This is a genomic window from Nocardia sp. NPDC019395, assembly GCF_040632335.1.
In the GTDB taxonomy this organism is placed as follows: domain Bacteria; phylum Actinomycetota; class Actinomycetes; order Mycobacteriales; family Mycobacteriaceae; genus Nocardia.
The window spans coordinates 35,634-57,731 of sequence record NZ_JBEYBT010000025.1 but is presented as its reverse complement, the minus strand read 5'-3'; the positions used below and the strand labels follow the sequence as shown (position 1 = coordinate 57,731).

Genomic DNA, 22,098 nt, shown 5'->3' with positions numbered 1-22,098 from the left:
CCGGCCGCGGGTGGCCCGCGCCCCGGCCCCGCCGGTCCGCGACCTCCCGCGAACAGCGGCCCCCGGCCGATCGTCCCGGGCCCACGTCCCGGCCCGGAAGGCCGGCGACCGGGGCCGAACACCGGAGGTATGCCACCGGCGCAGCGGGGTGCGCAGCCGCCGCAGCGCCCCGGCCCCCCGCCCGGGCGGCCACCGCAGGGCCGGCCGCAACCACCGAATCAGCCGACGCAGCGGATGGGCCGGCCAGGTGAGCCGGGTCCGCAACGCGGCGAACAGAGCACAGCGAAGATGCAGAATCCCGCCGGGCCGAACCCCGCCGGATCCCCCGAGACCGCGCGGCGCGAACGACCCGCGACCGGGCCGCGACCGGCGACCCGCCCCGGCTCGAGCACCGGGGAACGCCGCGCGGTCGGCCCGGACGGCGCATCCCGCGTTCGCTCCGGCCCCGGCGGTGGCCCACCGCCCCGGCGCCCCGGTGGAAACCGCTCGGGCGGACCGGGCGGCCCCGGGGGCCGGGGTCCCGGGCAGAAACGCAAGAGCCGGTGGAAGATCGCGCGCCGGATCGCGTACGTGCTGGTGGCGCTGGCCATTGTGGTGCCGAGCACGGTATTCCTGATCGCGTATTCCACGGTTTCGGTCCCCGAGCCCGGTGATCTCAAAACCAACCAGGTCGCAACGATTCTCGCGGCCGACGGGGAGACGGAGATCACCCGGGTCGTTCCGCCGCAGGGCAATCGCACCGATGTGACGATCGATCAGATTCCACCGCATGTGCGTAATGCCGTGATCGCCGCCGAGGACCGCGACTTCTACAGCAATCCCGGCTTCTCGATCTCCGGTTTCGCCCGCGCGGCACGGGACAATGTGCTCGGCCGGGACAGCGCCGGTGGTGGTTCGACGATCACCCAGCAGTATGTGAAGAACGCGCTGGTCGGTGACGAACGCAGTCTCACCCGTAAACTCCACGAGCTGGTCATCTCGGCGAAGATGGCCCGGCAGTGGAGCAAGGACGAGATTCTCTCCGCCTACCTGAACACCATCTACTTCGGGCGTGGCGCCTACGGCATCAACGCGGCCGCAAAGGCATATTTCGATAAGCCCGTGCAGGAGTTGAGCCCCGCCGAAGGCGCTGTTCTCGCCGCGTCGATCCAGCTTCCGTCGATGCTGGATCCGGAAACGAACCCCGAAGGCGCCAAGGCTCGCTGGAACTACGTGCTCGACGGTATGGTCGCCGGCGGCAATCTCCCTCCGGCCGAACGTGCGGGCCTGGCCTATCCCCAGGTCGTGCCGTCGTCACAGGCCGGTGAGAAAACCGAGGCGACCGGTCCGGAGGGCCATATCAAAGCGCAGGTGATGCGTGAACTCTCCGAAGCGGGTATCAGCGAACAGCAGATGAACACCTCGGGTTTGCAGATCACCACGACGATCGACTCCAAGGCACAGCAGGCCGCCCTGAACGCCGTGCACACGAATATGGAGGGCGAACCGGACAAACTGCGCACCGCGGTTGCCTCGATCGACCCGAAAACCGGTGCGGTCCGCGCCTACTACGGCGGGGAGGACGGCTACGGCTACGACTTCGCCAACGCCCCTCTGCAAACCGGTTCCTCGTTCAAGGTGGTCGGCCTGGCACAGAACCTGGAGCAGGGTATTCCGCTGTCGCAGATGTACGACAGCTCGCCGATCACGGTCAACGGGATCGAGATCACCAACGTCGAGGGCGAGCAGTGCGGGGTCTGCACCATCGCCGAAGCCCTCAAACGGTCGCTGAACACCAGCTTCTACCGAATGCAGCTGGAAATGCAGAACGGTCCCGAGAAAATCGCCGCCATGGGGCACAAACTGGGGATTCCGGAAGAGATTCCGGGCCTGGGTCCCACGCTGACCGAACCGGGCGGCGCCGGGCCGAACAACGGTATCGTGCTCGGCCAGTATCAGGCCCGGCCGTTGGATATGGCGTCGACCTACGCGACGCTGGCAGCCTCCGGCACCTACCACAAACCGCATTTCGTGACCAAGGTCGTCACGGCCGACGGCCAGGTGCTGCTGGACCGCGGTGATACGGCCGGGGAGCGCCGGGTTTCGGAAGCGGTCGCCGACAATGTGACCGCGGCGATGGAACCGATCGCCGCATCTTCGCGCAACCACGGACTCGCCGGTGGCCGCGCGTCGGCCGCCAAAACCGGTACCGCACAGCTGGGTGATACCGGTGAGAACAAGGACGCCTGGATGGTGGGCTACACCCCCTCGCTGTCCACCGCGGTCTGGGTGGGTACCACCGATAATTCGCCGTTGCGCAACTACGGCGGCGCCATGATCTACGGTTCCAGCCTGCCTTCGGATATCTGGAAGCAAACGATGGACGGCGCCCTCGAAGGCACGCCCAACGAGAAGTTCCCCAAACCGGCACCAATCAAGGGACAGGCCGGTGTACCGAAGTGGACTGCCCCGTATACCGCGCCGTCCACGACGATGCCGTCCTTCGAACCCCCGGTCGTGATCCAGCCGAGCCAGGTCGAGATCCTGCCCGGTATCACGATTCCGGTTCCCGGAGTCCAGCCGAACCAGCAACGCAGCCAGACGCAACCGCAAGGCCGGCAACAAGGCGATTCCGGAGCGGGCCCGATGCCGGGACAGCCGACGGCCACCGAGGGTTCTTCGCCGACCATCACCCAGGCCCCGGGCGCCGGCACCGAGAACGATACGGGCGGCGGGGACACCACAGGCAGTCCCGACGCCGGCGGCTGACGAACCGCACCATGCTCCCGGGGGCCCGGCTCGATCCGAGCCGGGCCCCCGGTAACAGGTAACCTCGGGTCCCGTGAGCGAGCAGCGACTGGCGGGTGGGCCGGACGAAGGGGACGAGCCCGGCAACGGGCGGACCCGGCCGGACGCCGACCGCGGATACGATTCGCCCGGACCGCTCGCCCCCGATCTGCGTTCGGCCGATGCCCGCGACAAGCCGAGCCGCAACGATTCGATGTCCGCCCAGCTGTGCACCGCGATCGGCGGGCCGGTAGGCGATCACGCTCTCATCGGACGGGCCCGTTTCTGGACCCCGATGCGGGTCCTGCTGGCGTTCACCGTGATCTTCCTGGCATTCGGGTGGTTCGCCAAAGCCGGTTGTATTCAGCAGACCGATACCGGCGGCGGCGCGCTCTCGCTCGACTGGAACAACGGCCGCCAGTACACCGCAATGTGCTACTCGGACACTGTGCCGCTCTACGGCGCCGAACGACTCAACGAAGGTGCCTTCCCGTACAAGAAGTACTGGGTGGAAGAGGCTCCGGGCGGCGGCACCGAAGTCAGGCATATGGAATATCCGGTGCTGTCCGGGCTGTACCAGTACGTGGCCATGCTGGTGGCCAAGACATGGGACGCGAGCCCACTACCTGGTGCGCTACAGGTGGTTCTCTACTTCAACGTGGTGGCGCTGGGGTTGTCGATGGCCTGGCTGGCCACTATCTGGGCGACAGCCCTACTGGCCGGACGCCGGATCTGGGACGTCGCCCTCATGGCTTGTTCACCGCTGGTGATCGTGCACGCCTTCACCAATTTCGACTTCCTCGCCACCGCGTTCGCCGCCGCGGGCCTGCTGGCCTGGGCGCGGCGCCGGCCGCTGCTGGCCGGCATACTGCTGGGCCTGGGTGGGGCGGCGAAACTGTATCCGCTACTGCTCCTGGGTCCGATCCTGGTGTTGTGCCTGCGTGCCGACCCGATGCAACGTACACCGCGGACACGACAGTCGACGCGATTGCGCGATGTGCGCAGTGCGGATTCCCTGGCGGACTGGCTGAGCGGGATTCCGGAACGGATCCGGTTGCTCGCCACCCGGCCGCTCGGCGCGGCCGGATTGACCGCCGGTGGCGCCTTGGCCACCTGGGCAGTGGTGAATCTGCCGATCGCGCTGCTGTATCCGGACGGCTGGCGGGAGTTCTTCCGGCTCAACACCAGCCGGCACGCCGACCCGGATTCGCTCTACAACGTGGTGATGTCGTTCACGGACTGGAGCGGTTTCGACGGCACGCTCCGGCACGGTGAAGCACCGACTGTGCTCAACCTGGTATCGCTGCTACTGTTCGCCGCGGCCTGCCTGGGTATCGCGTACGTCGGCCTCACCGCACCACGCCGCCCCCGGCTGGCCCAGCTGTGTTTCCTGGTGATAGCGGCTTTCCTGCTGACGAACAAGGTCTGGAGCCCGCAATATTCGTTGTGGCTGGTGCCGCTCGCCGTGCTGGCCCTGCCCCATCGGCGATTGCTCCTGGCCTGGATGACGATCGACGCACTGGTTTGGGCACCCCGCATGTTCTACTACCTCGGAATCGACCGAAAAGGCCTACCCGAGCAGTGGTTCACCGGCACGGTGTTACTGCGCGATATCGCTGTGATCGGCCTGTGCGTGCTGATCGTCCGCCAGATCTACTGCCCGGACCAGGATCTGGTGCGCCGGGATTATCTGGACGATCCGGTCGGCGGGGTCGTGGACCGAGCCCCCGACCCGCTCCTCCCGTGGCTACCGGAAATACTGCGGCCCAGGATCTCGCTGGACACCCACTGGACCCGCGAGGCAGCGGTAACCGCAAAGGTAGTCAGGTAAACCGGAACGTGAAGGCGTGAAGCGGGCTGAAACACGAAGGTGGTAGGCGGAGCAATCCGTGAAGGTTCTGTGTTTTTGGCGTCGCCTGCGGCGCCGCGACGCCGGAGGCGGCGCCAAAAACACGGCTCAGGAGGCTCTGAGGATCCTCGCCTGGCGTTCCGGTTCCTGGGGCAGGAGGTCCAGGTCGAGCTGCCAGGCATTGTTGGTCCAGGGATCGAACAGCGGGGTTCCGCTGACCGTCGGCAGATGCCGGCATGCTCGTGACAGCGCCGCCACCGTGCTGTCGTTCGAATCCGATTCGTTCGCACCGACAATCACCGTCGACAAACCGATCAGGTCCGCGCGGGCCAGCAACATGGCCAGGCGCTGCGCGTCCATGGACTGGTAGCCGTGCGGGAAATCCGCCGCCAACAGGATCCGGTGCTCGGCCGGCGGGACAGCCTGTCCGGAGTTGTAGGCCATTTCGGCGAGTTCGGCAGCGTCCACCAGTTGCTGCAACCGCGGGGATATATCCGAGTGGTCCGTGATCGGCGGCCCCGCCAGCAGTGGTGCCAGCATTCCCGTGAAACCGGTGAACGCACCCGTCAGGTCGATGACGTCCACCACCGTGCGGCGACCCGGCGCGGCGCGTAGCAACCGGGCCAGCAGCGCGCCGATCACCGGCGCTACCGCGACGGACGATTCGGTGTCGACCCATAGCGGCCGGTTCAGCGGAACCGGTACACAGTAGGGGATTCGGAGCGCTCCGCGGTCGAGCGCGTAGAGCTCGCCGAGCCGGATACCATCCGCGGGAGCGGCCGGGCGGTCCCAGGCCGGCGAGTTCCAGGATGCCAACGCCGCGGGCAGTACCGCATCCGCCTCGGCGAGTTCGCGCTGTAGCTGGGTGCTGTCGGCTCGGTGCCGATCCTCCGCGGTGGCGGTGAGCTCGTCGCAACGCCGCTGAGCGGCCGCGCGCGCGGCATCGGCTGCCGGGGTGTTACGGGTCGCCGGGTCCGATACCGCCGCGGAGAGTTCCTGGTCGAGCCGCTCGGCCGCGTAGCTGCGAGCCGATTCCAGTGCGGCGGCCGAACGCGCGGCGTCTTCGAAGATCATCCACAGCCGTTCGAGCCCGTGTCCGACCTCCATCGGTGGAATCTCGGCCGGAGGCGGCGAAGGCGGGGCCGCGGCCGCCGTGGCGGTGCCGTCGACCACAGTGGCGGCGGAGGCCGCCACCGGCGGTGCGGCCGTAACGTAATCCTGCGCACCATGGGTGCGCAGGAGCTCGGAAATCCCGCCCGCATAACCCTGGCCCAGTGCGCGTAGTTTCCAGCCTGTACCGCGCCGATACAGTTCGAAGCAGATCAACGCGGTTTCCCCGGCTTGCGGGGTGATCACGAATTCGGCTACCGGCGTATCGTTTTCGGACAGACCGGCGGTGATCACCCCGGGACCGCTGTGCGCCGAGACGACCAGCAGTACCGCCTGCGCGTCCGCGCGAACCTCCGCGGGCGTGACCACGACGGCGGCGGCCGCCTCCTCGATCCGCACGCCGGGACCCGTGGGCCGCTCGGACACCAGCACATCCGCTGCCGAACCCACCCGCAGATCATCGGCCACCACCAGCGCCGAAACCGTCAGCGGTACCGCCCCGTTCACCTGGAACCGGGCCACACCACCGGCGAGCGGAATGTTCTGACCTGCCTGCAAGAGCTTCATATCCTGTCCCCCGGACGCACTCATGCCGCCAGGAACCGTCCCAGCTGCGGAATGGCCTCGCCGGGATGTTTGGCATTGAAACCCTCACCGATGGCCTGCATCTTCCAGTCCCCACCGGCGACCCGGAACAGTTTCGACATGACCATGGCCGTGGTGGGAGCGCCGCCGGTCAGGGAGTACCGGGCCAGTTCGGCATTGTTCGCGCCGTCGATCAGCCGGCAGAACGCGTTCTGGACCTGGCCGAAGGTGTGCCCCTTGTAGGAGGTCACGATGAAAACCAGGCTGTTGACATGCGCTGGAATGCGCATGAGGTCGACCAGGATCACTTCGTCGTCACCGGCGCCCTCACCGGTGAGGTTGTCACCCTGATGGCGGATCGAGCCGTCCTTCGAGGTCAGCTGACCGTAGTAGGCGACGTCCACCGGGTTCAGGTCTGCGAACATCACCACCGACGCGTCCAGGTCGATATCGACGGTGCGGCTGCCGAACATGCCACGCTGCTGCACCGGATCCCAGCCCAGACCCATTTTCACGAAGGTGAGCGACGCGCCGTCCTCCTTACGGAGGCTGACCCGCTGACCCTTCTGCAGGCTCACGGGACCGGTCTTGCTCAAACTGATCTCACCGGGCTGCTGCGGCGGGGCCGGAGCGGGTGCGGGAGCCGGCTGACCGGGCTGGTAACCGGGGCCGGGCGGCGGCGGATAACCCCCACCCTGCGGCGGGTAGGGGGTGTTGAGCGGCTGCTGTTGCGGAGGGTAAGGCTGCTGAGGCGGCGGAGGCGGTACCGGCGCGGACTGCTGAACGGGCGGCGGGGGGGCCGGTGCGGGCGGCGGAGGCGGGGGCGCGGACTGTGTCTGTGCGGGTGAATCGTCGACTGTGACACCGTGATCGGTGACGAGCGCGGCGAAACCACCGGCGTACCCCTGGCCGACGGCGCGGACCTTCCAAGAGCCTTGGCGGCGATACACTTCGAGCGCGATGACGATGGACTCGCTGGCCAAGCCGTCGATCCGGTATTCGAAGAGCTGTGCCCCCGACTGATCGGAGACATAAGCGACGGGGGGCGCGAACTGACCGAAGTTCGCATTCGGATCGTCGAGGGTGATCACGGCGCGCACCTGCGCGATATCGGCGGGCACGGCACCGAGGTTCACTGCCAGCGAGGCGGGCTGTCCGGCGGGGCCGGGACGCAGATTCACGCCGGGACCACTGGGCTGGTTGTAGAACACGAAGTCGGCGTCGGTTCGGACCTTGCCCTGCTCGGTGACCAATAGTGCGGACAGATCGGCCGGTGCGGCCAATTGGATCGAAATCACCACATCGTTGGTGGCCAGTGGACCGTTCTGGCCCTTGGCGAGTGTTGCGGACAAGTCAGACCCTTCGCTTGTCGGTGCGTATGCGTTAGCTGCCACTGTACGAGAAACGTGGACCATACGAATCTCGTTGACAGTGTTCGCGGCGGGCGCGAGGTTGGACTCGGTCGACCTGCGGCGATTAAGGTGGCGGCGATGGATGGGTGCCGGTCGCGGATCGGGGCTCGGGGCGGCGACGACAGGGCGACACTTCATGGCACAACTCTTCGAACAGTCGAAGAAGGTGGTCGAGGCCCACCTCGCGAACACCAGTATTCGCGCTATATCCGGTTCCATGGTCGCCTACGAGGGGGCGGTGCAGTTCAAATCCGCGGGGTTCGGTGGCGGCGAGGGCGTGCTCGCGGGGATGAAGCGGCGAGCGACCGGTGAGAAGTTGTCGTTGATGGAATGCGGCGGTAACGGACGGGTGTTCTTCGCGGTCAACGGTCAGTATGTGTCTGTCGTGAATCTGAACAACGAAACCCTGCAGGTCGAATCGCAGCAGCTGCTGGCATTCGCCGGGAATCTGCGCACCGATGTGCGGTTCGCGGGGGTGCGCGGGGCGTCCAGTGGGCAGGGGCTTTTCACCACCACGGTGAGCGGGCAGGGACAGGTGGCGCTGCTCTCGGCCGGCGGGCCACTCATTCATCTCGAGGTGTCCCCGCAGTTCCCGCTGGTGGTCGACCCGGATGCGTTTGTCTCCGCTCGCGGTAACCTCAACCAGTCTTTCGTCACCGATGTGTCGTGGCGGTCGGCGCTGGGACAGGACGGTGGGGAAGCCTTCTCGCTGCGGTGGGACGGTCAGGGCGTGGTCTCGATCCAGCCGGCGGAACGGTAGGTCATGTTCGAGAAAGTCAATTCCAAGGTCGTCACAGTCGATATCGGCGCCGCGGGCGGGGTGGTCGCGCGGGCCGGCGGGATGCTCTTCTACACCGGCGATGTGTCGTTCGCCCCGCACGAGATACCCGGCGGGGCGGGCGCGGGTGGCGGTGGCCTGGTAAGGATGGCCGGCCGGATGATGGCGGGAGAGCATCAGCGCACCATGCTCGCCCAGGGCACCGGGCAGGTGCACTACGGGTTCGCGGGCCTGGAAGTCCAGGTGGTGCCGGTGCAGCCGGGCGCGGTATTGCAGGTCGAGGCGTCACGGCTGCTTGCCTACACCGCGGGTCTGCAGACCTCGGTGGTATCGGTCATGAGTTCCGGTGGCGGTGGTGGCGGCGGGGGTCTCATGGGCGCCCTGCGCGGTGCGGCCTCGGGCGCTCTCACAGGCCAGGGGATGTTCACGACCCAGCTCTCGGGGCACGGTTGCGCGGTCCTGCTGGCCCACGGCGGTTATCTCGAATTGCAGATCGGTGGACCCGACCCGGTGGTCGTGGACCCGCAGGCATTCATCGCCTCCTACGGGAATGTGCAGACCGAGTTGAAGACGGCGGTGAGCTGGCGGGACGCGGTCGGGCGCGGAGCCGGTGAGGCCATGCAGTTGCAGTGCGCCGGACAAGGTGTCGTGTATGTGCAGGCATCGGAGGAGAAACTGTGAGTGAGCCCGAGAGCGAACCATCGACACAGTGCGCATCGCGCACGACGGAGCCGAGCGTCAGCGAGGTGCAGTCGTGAGTGAGATCCTCAGCCCGATGACTCTCGGGGAGAGCGACAATATTCCCGGCAACAGCTACGCCTACTGCATCGACCTCACCAAACCCTGGTTCATGCGCAAGGGGGCGATGATCGCCTACTACGGCCAGATGCGGTTCCAGGCACTGACGCACGGTCTGCAGGGTCAGCTGCTGCATATGGTGGCCAACCAGTTCTCCGCACCGCTGTTCACCGGCGATTATGTGGTGGCCGAGGGCCAGGGCAAACTGCTGATCGGCGACCGCGGTTACGACATCAACTCCTACGACCTCGACGACGGCAACCTCACTATTCGCGCGGCGAATCTGCTCGCGTTCGAACCGGGGCTTTCGCTGAACCAGTCGATCGTGCCCGGCTTTCTCACGCTGATCGGTACCGGAAAGTTCCTGGCGTCGTCGAACGGTCCGGTGATCTTCGCCGAACCGCCGCTGCGCGTAGACCCCGAATCCCTGGTGGGCTGGGCCGACTGCCCGTCGCCGAGCCACCACTACGACCAGCGCTGGGTTTCGGGATTCCTGTCCGCGGGCGCCGCCGCGTTCGGGGTGAATTCCGGTGAGGAACGGCAATTCGATTTCACCGGCGCCGGAACGGTACTGATCCAGTCGAGCGAGAAGGTGCTCAGCGATTCGGCCCTGATCCGCACCATCGAAGGGCAGTTGCAGAGCGGGATCACCGTACCCGGGCTGCAGCGGTTGCAGGGTGTGATCGCGCGGCAACTGCAGGGGCAGCAGGGGCACTGAGCCGGAAACACCACGCCGCCGGAGGGCCGGGCTGCGGCGGCGCGGCCGGACGGGCAGACTTGGCGCATGCTGCATCTGCGGGTGATGGCGCCGGCCGAACTGACCGACGACGTCCTGACAGTTCTCGGATCCGACGACGCCGTCAGTGGTCTGGCGGTGCTACGGGGTAGCGCGATCCGGCCCGAAGGCGATGTGATCCTGGCCGATCTGGCCCGGGAAGCCGCCAACGACATCATCGACCGGCTGCGCGCGACCGGTCTGCACCACCACGGCAGTATCGAGCTCGAGCCGGTGCAGACCTGGATGTCGCTGTCGGGATATCTGGCCGAGATCCGGACGCCGGGCTACAGCGCGGATTCGGTGGTCTGGGCGGATGTGACCCAGAAGTCCTATGAGGAAACCGAACTCAACTGGACCTATCTGAGCTTTATGACCCTGGCGACCATCCTGGCCGGTATCGCGATCGTGGTGGATTCACAGATCCTGGTGATCGGGGCCATGGTGCTGGGTCCGGAGTTCGGTGCCATCGCCGCGCTGGGAGTGGCGCTGGTACGGCGGCGGCTGGCGTTGTTCGGCCGCGCGGTCGCCACCTTGCTGGCGGGATTCGCGGCGGCAATTTTCCTCGCGTTCTTCGCCGCCCTGGGGGCCCGTCTACTCGGCTGGATTCCCCCGGAAGCGGTCACCGGGGAACGACCCGACACAGCCTTCATCTACACCCCCGACAGGTGGTCGTTCGTGGTCGCCCTGATCGCCGCAGCCGCCGGGGTGCTCTCACTCACCTCGGCCAAATCCGGCGCGCTGGTGGGAGTTTTCATCTCGGTGACCACAGTGCCCGCGGCCGGCAACATCGCGCTCGGCCTGGCCTTCGGAGCCTGGCCGGCGGTGTGGGGCAGCGCACTGCAACTGGTGGTGAACCTGGCCGGAATGGCGCTGGCGGGCTGGGCGACGCTGGCTCTGCAGAACATCGTCTGGTCCCGGATCTCGTTGCGGCGGGCGCGAACCGCTGCCCGGGCGCGCCGCCGCATGCTCTGATACTCCCGCCCGGCAGGGCGAGGTACGCACAACGCAACGCGTATGTCCGCGGCACCGACGGCCGAGGTACGCGCGTGGCCGAAGCCGAGGACGCCTACACGGTGGAGTCGGCGACCCGGCCGGGAAGGGCGGCGGTGAACCAGTCGATGATCTCCTCCCCCGCCAGGATTCCGGTGGCGGAGGTGACCGTCAAGTTCGGGTGGGTCCAGCCGAGCTCTTCGAGTTCGCCGTGCCGGGGCCGGATTCCCCGATCCGCCGCGGCGAGCATTTCGGCGTCCAGCGCGCCGTCACCGGCGGCGAGCGTCGGTGCCACCGGGTCGAGCCGGCCGGCGGCGATGAGCCGGGTGCGAACCTCGGCCACGGCCTGGCTCTTACACACTGCCATGGGCATCGTGTAGATCTTGCGACCCTGTCGCGACGCCGACCAACCGCGGGGACGGCACCAACTGTCCCATTCGGCGAGGAAATCGTCCGGGGTGGCGGCCAGGTCGACCACCAGATAACAGAAGAGTTCGTCTGCCTCGCGATATTTCAGAACCCACGAATCGTCGATCCGGTCGCGCAGCGCGACACCGACCTCGGCCAGCGTCGCTCCCCCGGCCCGGACCGCCGCGTCGACCGTCCGGCGCCACTGCCGATCCGGCGACCCGTCGACCAGGATGTTTCCACCATTACTGGTGACCGCGTACGCCCACGGCTCGCCCGGGAACCGGATCCGCTCGAACTGAGCGATAGTGCGGGTCGTGGTGGGCAGGACCGCGGCGACCGACGCGAGAGCTGTCATCGCGTCCGCGGCGGCGACCGTCATATACGACAGGGGTGCGCCCTCGAGGTGCTCTACGCATAGCGCCGCCGGCTCGGCCGTGCCGAAAGCATTGCGGGAGTAGATCATCGTGCGATCCAGATCGGTCGCGATCAGTACCGGTTTCGGGGAAGTCATCTAGCGCCGCACATCCTTGATCAAGCCCATACACGAATAGGCGAGATCCGCCACAACCTCCACGGGCACTTCGCGCGCCTCGGCGAGCAGCCGGATATGCGCGTGTTCGGGGGCGCCCGGCTCGCGAACCAGGACCCGCCACGGCACCCGCCGCAGCAGTACCCGCGTCGTCTCCCCGACCCCCGGCTTCACGAAGTTCACGCTGTCGATGCCGTATTCGGCGCGTACCCGCTCCACCGACGTCCAACCGGTCCAGGCCGGGGTGCGGTCGGCGGCACGCAGTTGCGCGACCCGCGCGGAAACCCGGGGGCGGACCTCATCGAACGCCGCGGTGACGGTATCGATGAGCCGGCCGGAAACATCCTCGGCGGCGAGGTCGGCGTAGAACTTCGCACCGTGGAAATCGTTCGGGCCGATCAGGTCCCGGTTCAGCACCGTCCGCGATACCAGCCCGGAGACAGTGGAGTTGAGGCAGGCCGAGGCGATCAGGAAATCGTCGCGGGTTCCGAAGGTGCGCACACAGTTGCCCGGGTCGGCGAGTACGGCGAGATCATCGTCGAAGCGCGCGCCGCCGGCCGCGTAATATGCGTCGAGCGCCGCGGTGAGTTCCTTGGCGATAGCGCCCTTGCCGGTCCAGCCGTCGACGAATACCACCGCGCCGGGGTCGTGCCTGCGGGCCAGATAGTCCAATGCCACGGTGTCGATCCCGCGATCCCGCACGATCGACACCGCATAGTGCGGAATATCCAGACCTGGACGGGTGCCGTGACCGGTGGACAGCCAGCGGCGGATCAGTATTCCGATCGGTGTACCCGCCCGGGCCAGTGAGGCGAGCACGATATCGGTACCGCGTTCGGCGACAACCAATTCGGCGACCGTCCCCACCGCGAGAGCCAGGCGCTCGGCACTGTCGGCGAGGACCCGGTCGAACAACTCGCGATAGGCGGCATCGGGTTGATACTCGATCGGCAACGATTCCGCGTAGTGCGCGATACCGGCCTGGATCCGCCGCTCCCGATAGGCGAGATCCGCCTCCAGTTCGGCGGCGGAGAGGTCCTTCAACAGCCAGGCCACATCGTCGCGGGCGTAGGAGCCGAACTCGGGACCGAACAGTGGAGTGGGGCCGCCGATCGCCGCCGGCCGGGAACCCGCCCCGGTCCGGGCCGCGGCGAGTGCCCGCGGATCCGCACCGGGCAGCACCGCCACCAGCACCTCCGAGCCGGCCGCGGTGAGCACGTCCACCAGTCCGCCCGGCGCGTGCAGCGCCGCGCTGTCGCCCGGTGTATCGACCACGAACAGCAGTACCGGGTCGAGGGCGTCATCGGCGGGGGCCTCGGGCCAGCAGGCGTTGTACACGAAACGTGGCTGCTCCTCGCCCGGTTCCGGGGCGTGGAAACGGAATCCGCGGCGCAGCGGATAACCGGGTTCGTCGAGTACGTAGGCCGGTGACCGGGTGGTGGTCTGGTACCGCACCGGAATCCCCGATTCGGCCAGCGCCACGGCCAGGCACAACGGCAGGTACATCAGCTCCTCATGGGCGAGCACGACCACCGGGCGGCCGGCGTGCTCGGTGACGAGCTCATCCCGCAGGATCTTCGCCGCGACCGCGGTGGCCTGCTGGAACGCCGCGCGATCGGTACGAAGAAAGCCGTGCCGCCCGCCCTCGGGCACATCCCGCGGCCAGGGCAGTTCGATCCGCACCGAAGCTCCCCGGGACCCGGCGACCGGATTGAGCTGAGCCTCCGGAAGATCCAGCACGGTACCGACCAGCCCGTCCGGCAGCACGGCGCTCCCGGTGGCCAGGCAGACGGTATCGATCCGCGCGCCCAAACCGGCCGCCACCTCGGCGAACCGGGCGCGATCGGTATCGGTGCGCATATCGACCAGCGTCGCCAGCACGTAATGGGTGCGCGGCGCGAATTCGTGCAGGGCGGTGATCGCGTCCAAGGCGGTATTGCCCGTGGAGATCTCGTCGTCCACCAGAACGAGCGGCAGGCCGGCGGTGAAAACATCGCCGGGCACCGGCTGCAGCAGATGCGAGGTGGCGTGTGAATGCCCCTCTTCGAAACCGGTCAGGGTCGGTGCGCCCGGCAAGATCCGGCGGGTCGAATGCAGATAGCAGGCGGCATCGATCCGCGCCGCCACACAGTGTCCGAGGCCGGTCGCGGTCTCGGCGAAACCGAGAGTGACGGCATCCTGTTCGCCGAGTACGGCGCGCACCAGATCGCCGAGCCGATCGCCGGCGTCCCGCACTACCAGTGGATCGGTCGGCAGATGTTTACCGAGCACGGTGGAGACCAGCAGATGAGCGCGCCGCGGATTCTTACGCAACCCGGGTTGCAACAAATCGGTGATCGCGGGGCGCGGGGGAAGGGTGTCGGGCAAATCGCCGTGACGGAAACTCTCGTGGTGGTGCAGTTCGATCCCGAGGGTCCGAGTCGCCCAATAGCCCTCCGGGGTGGACCCTACGTGGTTACGCTCCGCTGCCGCCTCCGGGCCTGACTCGCTCATGCTGTATCCATCGCGTATGAGCGAGGGCCCTACGTGGTTACGCTCCGCTGCCGCCTCCGGGCCTGACTCGCTCATACGGTGACCAGCGCCGATAGCAGATCCACGAAGGACACACCTTTCTTCGCCACTCCGAAGACCCGGGCCCGGGCGAGAGTGTGCCGGGCCCAGCTGCGGTGTGGCCGCATCTCGTTCATCTTGTTCCGGTAACCGGACGCGGCGACTCCGCCGACCTCCACCTGCAGAATGTCGAGGGCGTCCGAATACTCCTCGTGGGTGACCACCGACAGTGCGTGCACCGCCGCCACATGCGAGGGGTGGATCACCGTCTTGCCCTGTATCCCGTTCGCCCGGTCCAGGGTGATCTCGCGCAGTAGCCCGTCGAGATCCCGGCTCACCAGATAGCTGCGGAACGGCACCGCGTCGGATTCCTCGAACGGCGCGGTCCGCAGCAGCGGCCGGAACATCCGCTCGTGATCGGCGAAGTACTCCCAGACCGGCCCCGTGATCACGAAACCCGAACCGTCGGCGCGCCCCAGATAGTTGACGATATCCGCGATGACATCGGCGATCACCCGGACGTCGTAGATGGTCAGGTCTCGATCCCGGCGGATCCCGAAGGTCGCGCACATATCGGTGGCCCCGATCCGAACCGCCAGGATCCGCTCCCGGTGCTCGTCCAGCAGCGCGGCGATCTGGGTGAGTTCGGAGTCCCGGGTCTGCCGGTGCACCAGCGCGGGGGACTCCAGCACGGGCATACCGTAGAGCGGCCGGTCCGGGCGAACGGCTGCGGCGGCCGTCAGTGCGGCAAGGTATTTCGGCCCCGAGGCGCTGTCGAATTTGGGGAAGACGAACCCGGTGAGCACCTCGGCGCCCGCGCCCAGCTGATCGAGCAGTTCGGGCACGGTATCCGCGTCGCGTACCCGGACGAAGAGCATCGGACTCGGGTCCCGGCGCTGCGCGAGCTCGTCGAGAGTACGCACCGTCTGCTGTTTGGCGGCGGCGACCTCGTGATCGGCGACCGCGTCTTCGAGGTCGATCACCATCGAACACACGCCTCGTTCGGCCCGCCGGACGATCGTCGCCGTCAGGTCGCTCCGGGTCGCCGGGACGTACAGGGTGGCGCCCAGCGCCAGCGCCAGCATCTCCCGCTCGGCCGCGTCGTCGAACGGCTCCGGTTGCCGGTGGAACAGGGCCCTGGCATCAGGGCCCTGTAACTGCCGGAAATGGCGGCGCGGTATCCGTTTGTGCAGGGAGATTTCCTGCCGGACGGCCATGCCTGCGGTCATGATCCCCCGTCTCATCCTTGGTGTTGTCCCGGTTGCCTGCGCATTCGATCGACCACGCCGGCGATGAATTCGGTAATGGTGTCGAGTTCGTTCACGTACGCCCAATAATCGGGGTGCCGCCCGGTCAGTGATGCGGTGACCCGGTCGAGCCGCTCGACCTGAGCGTCCAGTACCGAGCCCCATTCGGCAACCAACCCCCGTGAAACAGCAAGCATCTGCGCGTCCCGGAGACGGAATCGTACAGTCTCGGCGCGTTCGCGCGGATCGTCCCGGACCGCCCGTAGCTCGGTCAGCCGTTTGGTGACGGCGTCGACCAGTTGTTCGGCGTCGGCGAGGTGGCCGCGCGCAGTCGTGGTCAGGTCAAGGGCCGACTCCGGGTTGTGTTCGGCCGCGGCGGCTCGTGCCCGTGCGAGGGCCTCGTCCGCGGCGGTGATATGACGCTGGCTTGTGCGCTCATTGTCGGCCAGATCCGCCGAACTCGCAGCATTGAACTCGCGCAACAGGGCCGAGTACGCAGGGCCGAGCCGTTCGGCGCGAGTGCGTACCGCCGCGATTCGGGTGGTGACCGACGAGATCGCGTTGCGTGCGGCACCGGCGCGAGATGGGGCCTGGGCCAACGCTTCCGATAACTCGGTGGTCGCGGCCGCCAGTTGATTCGCCGCGGTCCGCACTCGCCCCAGCTCGCCCGCGGGCACGGCCTCCAGTGTGACGATCGCCTCATCCACCCGGGCAGCGGCCGCACGCATCGACGGGTACCCGGCATATTCGGATTCGGCCGCCAAACCGCGTACCCGCGCCGCCTCGGTGGTGGCGTGCGCGACCAGGTCGGGCACCGCGCCACGCACCGCGATCGCCTCGTCGAGTTGGTCGCGGGCACCGTGATAGAACCGGTCCACCTCCTGCGCGGCGGTCTGCAACTGCCGCACCACCGTGTCCAGCCGCTGCTGCCGGCCCGAGATGCGGGCGCCGGATCGTTCGGCGCGGTCGATATCGGCGGTCAGCGCGAGATAGGCCTCACCCGCGGCGTAGCAATGTTCCCGCACCGGCGCCCAGCCGCGGCCCAGTTCGCGGGCGGGAAAGATCTCCTCGGAGGCGATAGTGGCCGCGTCGGCGGCCGACTGCCGCCGATCCATATCCAGGAATGCCGTCGTCAACGCCGACCGTGCCTGTTCGAACCACGGATCCTCCCCCGACCGGAACCATCCACGCCTACGGCCTGCCACAGACCCGATGGTATGAGATCGCGATCCGGTCCGTGACAGCCGCTCGATATCGCAGGTGCAAGAGGGGTTCCGGACCCGGATGGCCGCATGACGCTACGCAACTTCACCGAAAACCACTACTGTCGTTTCCGTACCCGGCGATTTCGGACATGCTGGGAATCGCAGACAACTACGAAAGGGAATCCCGCATGGGTGTCAGTTTGTCCAAGGGCGGCAACGTCTCGCTGAGCAAGGCGGCTCCGGGCCTCACCGCGGTCGCTGTCGGTCTCGGCTGGGATGTGCGCACCACCACGGGCACAGACTTCGACCTCGACGCCAGCGCGATCGCCACCGGAGCCGACAAAAAGGTCGTGTCCGACCAGCACTTCGTGTTCTTCAACAACCTGAAGTCCCCCGAGGGCGCCATCGAGCACGCCGGCGACAACACCACCGGTGAGGGCGAGGGCGACGACGAGGTCATCAACGTCGATCTCGCGAACACCCCGCCGACTATCGACAGCATCTTCTTCCCGGTCTCGATCTACGAGGCCGACGGCCGGCAGCAGTCCTTCGGCCAGGTGCGCAACGCCTATATCCGCGTGGTGAACCGGGCCAACGGCGAAGAGCTGGCCCGCTACGACCTGTCCGAGGACGCCTCCACCGAAACCGCCATGGTGTTCGGTGAGCTGTACCGCAACGGCGCCGAGTGGAAGTTCCGCGCCATCGGTCAGGGCTACGCCTCCGGCCTGGCCGGGATCGCCCGCGATTACGGCGTCAACGTCTGACGATCCGCACCTCCGGGTAGCGTGAGGGGGTCCGGCAACGGGCCCCCTCATTTACGGCCCCTCTGCCGGCCGCAGGGGGACAAATTGGACAAATTAGCGGTGGGCGGCAACGCTGGTGACCACGGGTCGTCGACACCGCCGACCAGGTTTCTCGTCAAGGGCCGGGATTCCGACCGCAGTCCGGCCACCGCACACGAAAGGTCCCAGCGTGGTCCTGCGCATATTCGGTTTTTCCATAGTCGTGACGGTGCTGTCGCTGGGGGTGGCCTTCCTCTACGGCGGTCCGACCGCCCTGGCTCTCTGCCTCATCCTCGGCATCCTCGAAGTCTCCCTGTCGTTCGACAACGCCGTGATCAACGCCACCGTCTTGGAGAAGATGAGTGAGTTCTGGCAGAGGATCTTCCTCACCGTCGGCATCCTGATCGCTGTCTTCGGTATGCGGCTGATCTTCCCGCTGGTGATCGTATGGGTCACCGCGGGCCTGAACCCGGTCGACGCCTTCGATCTGGCATTGAACCCGCCACCCGGGGACGCCTCGCACTTCCCTGACGGTAGCCCCAGCTACGAAACCCTGCTGACCAGCGCACATCCGCAGATCGCGGCGTTCGGCGGCATGTTCCTGGCGATGCTGTTCCTGAACTTCATCTTCGAAGAACGCGAACTCACCTGGCTGAGCTGGCTGGAGCGGCCGCTGGCCAAGGCGGGCAAGATGGACATGATGTCGGTGGTCGTCGCGGGTATCGGCCTGGTGCTGGCCGCCGAGTTCCTCGCGCACGACGACACGCGCTCCACGGTGCTGCTGGCCGGCCTGCTCGGCATGATCCTCTACATCGCCGTCGACGGACTGGGTTCGATGTTCCATGTCGAGGAGCAGGCCGAAGGGGCCGGCGGCCCGTCCGGGCTGGCCAAGGCCACCGGTAAGGCCGGGTTCTTCCTGTTCCTCTACCTGGAGGTCCTCGACGCCTCGTTCTCCTTCGACGGTGTGATCGGCGCGTTCGCCATCACGGCCGACCCGATCATCATCGCGCTGGGCCTGGGGCTGATCGGCGCCATGTTCGTCCGGTCGATCACCGTGTATCTGGTGCGCAAGGGCACGCTGAACGAATACGTGTTCCTGGAGCACGGCGCTCACTGGGCGATCGGCGCGCTGGCGCTGATTCTGCTGATCACGGTCGGCGATATCCACGTCCCCGAACTCGTCACCGGTCTCATCGGTGTCGCGTTCATCGGCGCCGCGGTGATCTCCAGCATCGGCCGCAAGCGCAAGGAAGGCGATCCGAAGGAGCCCGCTACCTCGGAACCCACTCCGGTAGCCTGACCACAACCCATCCGAAGACCGCGGGAGCGGGCCGTCACGGTCCGCTCCCGCGGTCTTTCAACGCACGGGAGGTCCGTTGTCGAGCAGCAGTCCACCCCGCCAGGGTTTCAACCGACGGCACGCACTCGGGTTGCTAGCCGCCACTCCCGCCGCGATATCCGCTCTGCACACCGTGCGCTCCACTCCCACGAGCGCCGTTCCCGGACGTCGGCCGAACATCCTGGTGATCATGACCGACCAGGAACGCGCCGATATCGTCCGCCCGGACGGTTTCACCCTCCCGGCCCGCGACCGCCTCGCCGCGAACGGTGTCCGATTCGGCATGCACCACACCCCGACGGCGCCCTGCTCCCCGGCTCGGTCGGCGTTCTTCACCGGATTGCACGCTCCGGTCTCCGGTGTCATCGACAACGTCCGAGGCAACGAGCTACTCGGCGACGTCACCGCACGTTTCGCCGCCCCAGACCTCGCCACTACCGTCCCCACCCTCGGCGCGGTCCTGCGTGATGCCGGATACCGCACCGCCTATATCGGCAAATGGCATCTTTCCGGCGCTGTGGGTTCCGATCCGGCCGCCCTGGCCGGCTACGGTTTCGACGAATCCTACGATCTGCTCTCCGGCGGCGGCCCCGACGAGGGCCTGCGCGAGGACCCCGGGGTGGTCCGCCGGGCGGGTGACTGGCTGCGGCAGCACGGGAGCGACAGCGATCCCTGGTTATGCGTGGTGAGCATGATCAACCCGCACGACATGATGTACTGCCCGCGCTTCTACCGTCTCGAAGATGTTCCCGACTACGGGGCGGGCGTCCCGGCGAATTTCGAATCCGACCTCACCACCAAACCCGGCGTACAGACCGCGTGGCGCGCGCTCAATCAGGTGGTCGGCGGGGTGATGCCCAACGAGGTGGGCTCCCCGGAGGGACAACGCCAGTGGCGCCAGTGGGGCAACTGGTATCTGGAACTTATGCGCGCCACCGATATTCACTTCGGTCAGGTACTGGATGCCTTGGACAACAGTGGCGGCGCCGGCAATACCGTCGTGGTCCAGGTCGCCGACCACGGCGAACTCGGTGGCGCGCACGGACTCCGGCAGAAGGGCGCCATGATCTACCGGGAGAACCTCCGGGTCCCGCTGGTCATCGCCGACCCGCGCACCACTGCCTCGCACGGCACCGGCACCGACGCGCTGACATCCCATATCGACCTGATCCCCACCCTCGCCGCCTTGGCCGGCGCCACCGCCCCGGCCCTCCCGGGCCGGGACCTCACCCCGCTGCTCACCGAACCCACCGCCGCGGTCCGCGACGCCGTTCTCGTCACTTCCGACGCCCGCACCAGCGGCGGCATGGTTCCCGGTATCAATTACTGCCTGCGCGGCACGATCACGCCTCGCCACAGTTTCGCCCGCTACTCCACCCCGGAGGACATCGACGGCCCGCGTACGGATTTCGAGTACGAACTCTACGACCGGCTGGAGGACCCACTGGAGATGCGCAATCTCGCGCACGACCCGGGCACCGCGGGCCTGATCACCGAACTGAACGATCTGGTCGACTCCCTGATCGGCAGCGAACTCCAGGTAGGACAAAGTTGATCTCCATCGTTGCCGAAATGCTGTTGTGTCATCTCGGCCGCCGCTTCTTCGGGGCTGGGGATCATGACGGAGAAAGTCGGTCGCCCTGCCCGGGCAAGCCACGCGAAGAATCCCTTGGCCGAGTCGGCCAGACCCTGACCGTCGGCGTCGGTGTCACCCGACTGCGGCGCGCGCCGCCGGGTGGCCGAAGCTCACCGGTACGCCCGAACACCATCCGGGCGGTCGCTACGCTGGTGAATCCTGACGACGACTATCGGCGAACTCTGGCGTCGGACGGCGTCGCTGAGATCTGCTGGCATCGGCGAATTTTGATGCCAGCAGCGTGCGTGTCCGGCGGCTCGGGAAACGTCCGGAACCCCGCTCTCATGGTTGGCCGGCATCGGGTGCAGTCCTGCACAGGCCGAGCAGCGATGCCGAACCCAGATTCCTGGGCCGGTCGGCATCGCTGCCAGCATGTACCCAGACGGGTGCCACGATCTCCCGAACCTCGGTGACGAGCGGGAAACACCTGGTCCGCCGCCCGTTCAGTAGTGGCGGTGCACCTCGCCCTTGTACACCCGGTCGATGCTCGGATTTTCTGCGGGCGCCACCATGAACGAGGCCGTGGCGACGTTGGAACCATAGGAACAACTGGGGTACCCCAGCGTTGCAGTCACCCTATCCTCCACGTTGGGCCCGGTCCATTCCACTGCCTTCTCACGGTCGTCCGGCTGGAAGACGAGTGAGCCGTTTTTCACCTCATCGAGGGTTGGAGAATCGGGTTCGGCGGTCATCGTGGCCTTCCCGGCGTTCAAGTTGATCTCCACCACCCCGAACGGGTTACCATGCCAATCTTCGATCTCGCCGCTGTAGGTCGCGCCAATGCCGTCGGTATCTTGCCAGTCGGCCGGGGTCCCGCCGCAGGTCGGTTGGGCCTGAACCCCCGGACTCGCTATGGTCGTCACGCCCGCGCACACCGCGGCGGCGACCAATATCCGGACTCCGGACCACAGGGGACGGAAACGATGCTGTCAGGCCCGGCGGGCCTCCCCGGATCGCCGCCGCACCGATGTTCGTTCGAACCTGGACCGTGGAGCTGATCGCTCATACTGGGTGCCGTAGTGACTGCTCGGCTGGTGCACAACAACGGCGCAGAGGGAGGTTGCTCGATGCAGGCGAACGTCGGAGACCAACTGGTTCTACGCAGCGACAGTGTGGGCAAGACCGATCGGACCGGGGAGATCACCGAGATTCGGGGACCCAACGGCGCACCCCCGTATATGGTGCGGTTCGAAGATGGGCACCAAAGCCTGATCTATCCCGGGCCCGATTGTCTGATCAGACCGAGCTGACACCGATGGGCGCGCGCCCGGTGGCGCGCGCCCTCGGAGGCTGGCGCGACCTGAAACGCAGCGATACTACGGATACTGAACAG

At 67.2% G+C, this 22,098-nt stretch carries 17 protein-coding genes; 10 read left to right on the top strand and 7 right to left on the bottom strand.

All coding sequences use genetic code 11. The features are described 5' to 3' along the window. The first annotated feature begins 288 nt into the window (after positions 1-288). Positions 289-2,748, top strand: a complete 2,460-nt coding sequence (locus ABZ827_RS29400; protein ID WP_357243646.1) for a transglycosylase domain-containing protein — start codon at positions 289-291, stop codon at positions 2,746-2,748. A 187-nt stretch (positions 2,749-2,935) separates the two neighbouring features. Then, on the top strand, positions 2,936-4,597 hold the full coding sequence (locus ABZ827_RS29395; RefSeq protein WP_357243658.1) for a glycosyltransferase 87 family protein: 1,662 nt from the start codon (positions 2,936-2,938) through the stop codon (positions 4,595-4,597). Between the two features lie 126 nt (positions 4,598-4,723). On the opposite strand, the gene ABZ827_RS29390 is transcribed toward ABZ827_RS29395, so the two are convergent. Both ABZ827_RS29390 and ABZ827_RS29385 read right to left on the bottom strand, forming a co-directional pair. Beyond that, on the bottom strand, positions 4,724-6,292 hold the full coding sequence (locus tag ABZ827_RS29390) for a TerD family protein (RefSeq protein WP_357243643.1): 1,569 nt from the start codon (positions 6,290-6,292) through the stop codon (positions 4,724-4,726). A gap of 20 nt (positions 6,293-6,312) precedes the next feature. After that, positions 6,313-7,662 carry a TerD family protein gene (locus ABZ827_RS29385; RefSeq protein ID WP_357243640.1) on the bottom strand — a complete coding sequence of 450 codons (1,350 nt, stop codon included), beginning with the start codon at positions 7,660-7,662 and terminating at the stop codon, positions 6,313-6,315. Positions 7,663-7,858: 196 nt separating this feature from the next. Here ABZ827_RS29385 and ABZ827_RS29380 point away from each other — a divergent pair, with 196 nt between their 5' ends. The 4 genes from ABZ827_RS29380 to ABZ827_RS29365 all read left to right on the top strand — a co-directional run bounded on the left by ABZ827_RS29380 (position 7,859) and on the right by ABZ827_RS29365 (position 11,048). Continuing rightward, positions 7,859-8,482, top strand: coding sequence for an AIM24 family protein (locus ABZ827_RS29380; RefSeq protein WP_357243637.1), 624 nt, complete (start codon positions 7,859-7,861; stop codon positions 8,480-8,482). A 3-nt stretch (positions 8,483-8,485) separates the two neighbouring features. Continuing rightward, complete coding sequence (locus ABZ827_RS29375) at positions 8,486-9,181, top strand: AIM24 family protein (RefSeq protein ID WP_357243634.1); 696 nt, start codon at positions 8,486-8,488, stop codon at positions 9,179-9,181. 73 nt (positions 9,182-9,254) lie between these two features. Next, positions 9,255-10,016, top strand: coding sequence for an AIM24 family protein (locus tag ABZ827_RS29370; protein ID WP_357243631.1), 762 nt, complete (start codon positions 9,255-9,257; stop codon positions 10,014-10,016). 66 nt (positions 10,017-10,082) lie between these two features. Next, positions 10,083-11,048, top strand: coding sequence for a DUF389 domain-containing protein (locus tag ABZ827_RS29365; protein WP_357243628.1), 966 nt, complete (start codon positions 10,083-10,085; stop codon positions 11,046-11,048). 94 nt (positions 11,049-11,142) lie between these two features. Here ABZ827_RS29365 and ABZ827_RS29360 read toward each other — a convergent pair whose 3' ends face one another. From ABZ827_RS29360 to ABZ827_RS29345, 4 genes are all read right to left on the bottom strand, one after another. Then, positions 11,143-11,988, bottom strand: coding sequence for an HAD family hydrolase (locus ABZ827_RS29360; RefSeq protein WP_357243625.1), 846 nt, complete (start codon positions 11,986-11,988; stop codon positions 11,143-11,145). Then, positions 11,989-14,499: a phosphoribosyltransferase gene (locus ABZ827_RS29355; protein ID WP_357243622.1), complete on the bottom strand. Its 2,511-nt coding sequence runs from the start codon at positions 14,497-14,499 to the stop codon at positions 11,989-11,991. A gap of 71 nt (positions 14,500-14,570) precedes the next feature. Continuing rightward, positions 14,571-15,785, bottom strand: a complete 1,215-nt coding sequence (locus ABZ827_RS29350; RefSeq protein WP_357243620.1) for an HpcH/HpaI aldolase/citrate lyase family protein — start codon at positions 15,783-15,785, stop codon at positions 14,571-14,573. An 11-nt stretch (positions 15,786-15,796) separates the two neighbouring features. Continuing rightward, entirely contained in the window at positions 15,797-17,008 is a 1,212-nt protein-coding gene (locus ABZ827_RS29345; protein ID WP_357243617.1) for a hypothetical protein, read from the bottom strand. Positions 17,009-17,196: 188 nt separating this feature from the next. On the opposite strand from ABZ827_RS29345, the gene ABZ827_RS29340 reads away from it, so the two are divergent. The 3 genes from ABZ827_RS29340 to ABZ827_RS29330 all read left to right on the top strand — a co-directional run bounded on the left by ABZ827_RS29340 (position 17,197) and on the right by ABZ827_RS29330 (position 20,684). Continuing rightward, a complete protein-coding gene (locus ABZ827_RS29340; RefSeq protein ID WP_357243614.1) occupies positions 17,197-17,772 on the top strand; it encodes a TerD family protein in 576 nt (191 codons plus the stop codon). A 208-nt stretch (positions 17,773-17,980) separates the two neighbouring features. Further along, positions 17,981-19,090 carry a DUF475 domain-containing protein gene (locus ABZ827_RS29335; protein WP_357243611.1) on the top strand — a complete coding sequence of 370 codons (1,110 nt, stop codon included), beginning with the start codon at positions 17,981-17,983 and terminating at the stop codon, positions 19,088-19,090. Positions 19,091-19,262: 172 nt separating this feature from the next. After that, positions 19,263-20,684, top strand: coding sequence for a sulfatase-like hydrolase/transferase (locus ABZ827_RS29330; protein ID WP_357243655.1), 1,422 nt, complete (start codon positions 19,263-19,265; stop codon positions 20,682-20,684). A gap of 524 nt (positions 20,685-21,208) precedes the next feature. On the opposite strand, the gene ABZ827_RS29325 is transcribed toward ABZ827_RS29330, so the two are convergent. Further along, positions 21,209-21,628 carry a hypothetical protein gene (locus tag ABZ827_RS29325; protein ID WP_357243608.1) on the bottom strand — a complete coding sequence of 140 codons (420 nt, stop codon included), beginning with the start codon at positions 21,626-21,628 and terminating at the stop codon, positions 21,209-21,211. A 204-nt stretch (positions 21,629-21,832) separates the two neighbouring features. Between ABZ827_RS29325 and ABZ827_RS29320 the strand changes: the two genes are divergently transcribed. Continuing rightward, positions 21,833-22,015, top strand: coding sequence for a DUF1918 domain-containing protein (locus ABZ827_RS29320; protein WP_357243605.1), 183 nt, complete (start codon positions 21,833-21,835; stop codon positions 22,013-22,015). The last annotated feature ends 83 nt before the right edge of the window (positions 22,016-22,098 follow it).

What these genes read in the sequence shown, in the direction of transcription:
- ABZ827_RS29400 (WP_357243646.1), top strand. Translation starts at nt 289, where the DNA reads ATGCAGAATCCCGCCGGGCCGAACCCCGCCGGATCCCCCGAGACCGCG.
- ABZ827_RS29390 (WP_357243643.1), bottom strand. Translation starts at nt 6,292, where the DNA reads ATGAAGCTCTTGCAGGCAGGTCAGAACATTCCGCTCGCCGGTGGTGTG.
- ABZ827_RS29380 (WP_357243637.1), top strand. Translation starts at nt 7,859, where the DNA reads ATGGCACAACTCTTCGAACAGTCGAAGAAGGTGGTCGAGGCCCACCTC.
- ABZ827_RS29375 (WP_357243634.1), top strand. Translation starts at nt 8,486, where the DNA reads ATGTTCGAGAAAGTCAATTCCAAGGTCGTCACAGTCGATATCGGCGCC.
- ABZ827_RS29365 (WP_357243628.1), top strand. Translation starts at nt 10,083, where the DNA reads ATGCTGCATCTGCGGGTGATGGCGCCGGCCGAACTGACCGACGACGTC.
- ABZ827_RS29360 (WP_357243625.1), bottom strand. Translation starts at nt 11,988, where the DNA reads ATGACTTCCCCGAAACCGGTACTGATCGCGACCGATCTGGATCGCACG.
- ABZ827_RS29355 (WP_357243622.1), bottom strand. Translation starts at nt 14,499, where the DNA reads ATGAGCGAGTCAGGCCCGGAGGCGGCAGCGGAGCGTAACCACGTAGGG.
- ABZ827_RS29350 (WP_357243620.1), bottom strand. Translation starts at nt 15,785, where the DNA reads ATGACCGCAGGCATGGCCGTCCGGCAGGAAATCTCCCTGCACAAACGG.
- ABZ827_RS29340 (WP_357243614.1), top strand. Translation starts at nt 17,197, where the DNA reads ATGGGTGTCAGTTTGTCCAAGGGCGGCAACGTCTCGCTGAGCAAGGCG.
- ABZ827_RS29320 (WP_357243605.1), top strand. Translation starts at nt 21,833, where the DNA reads ATGCAGGCGAACGTCGGAGACCAACTGGTTCTACGCAGCGACAGTGTG.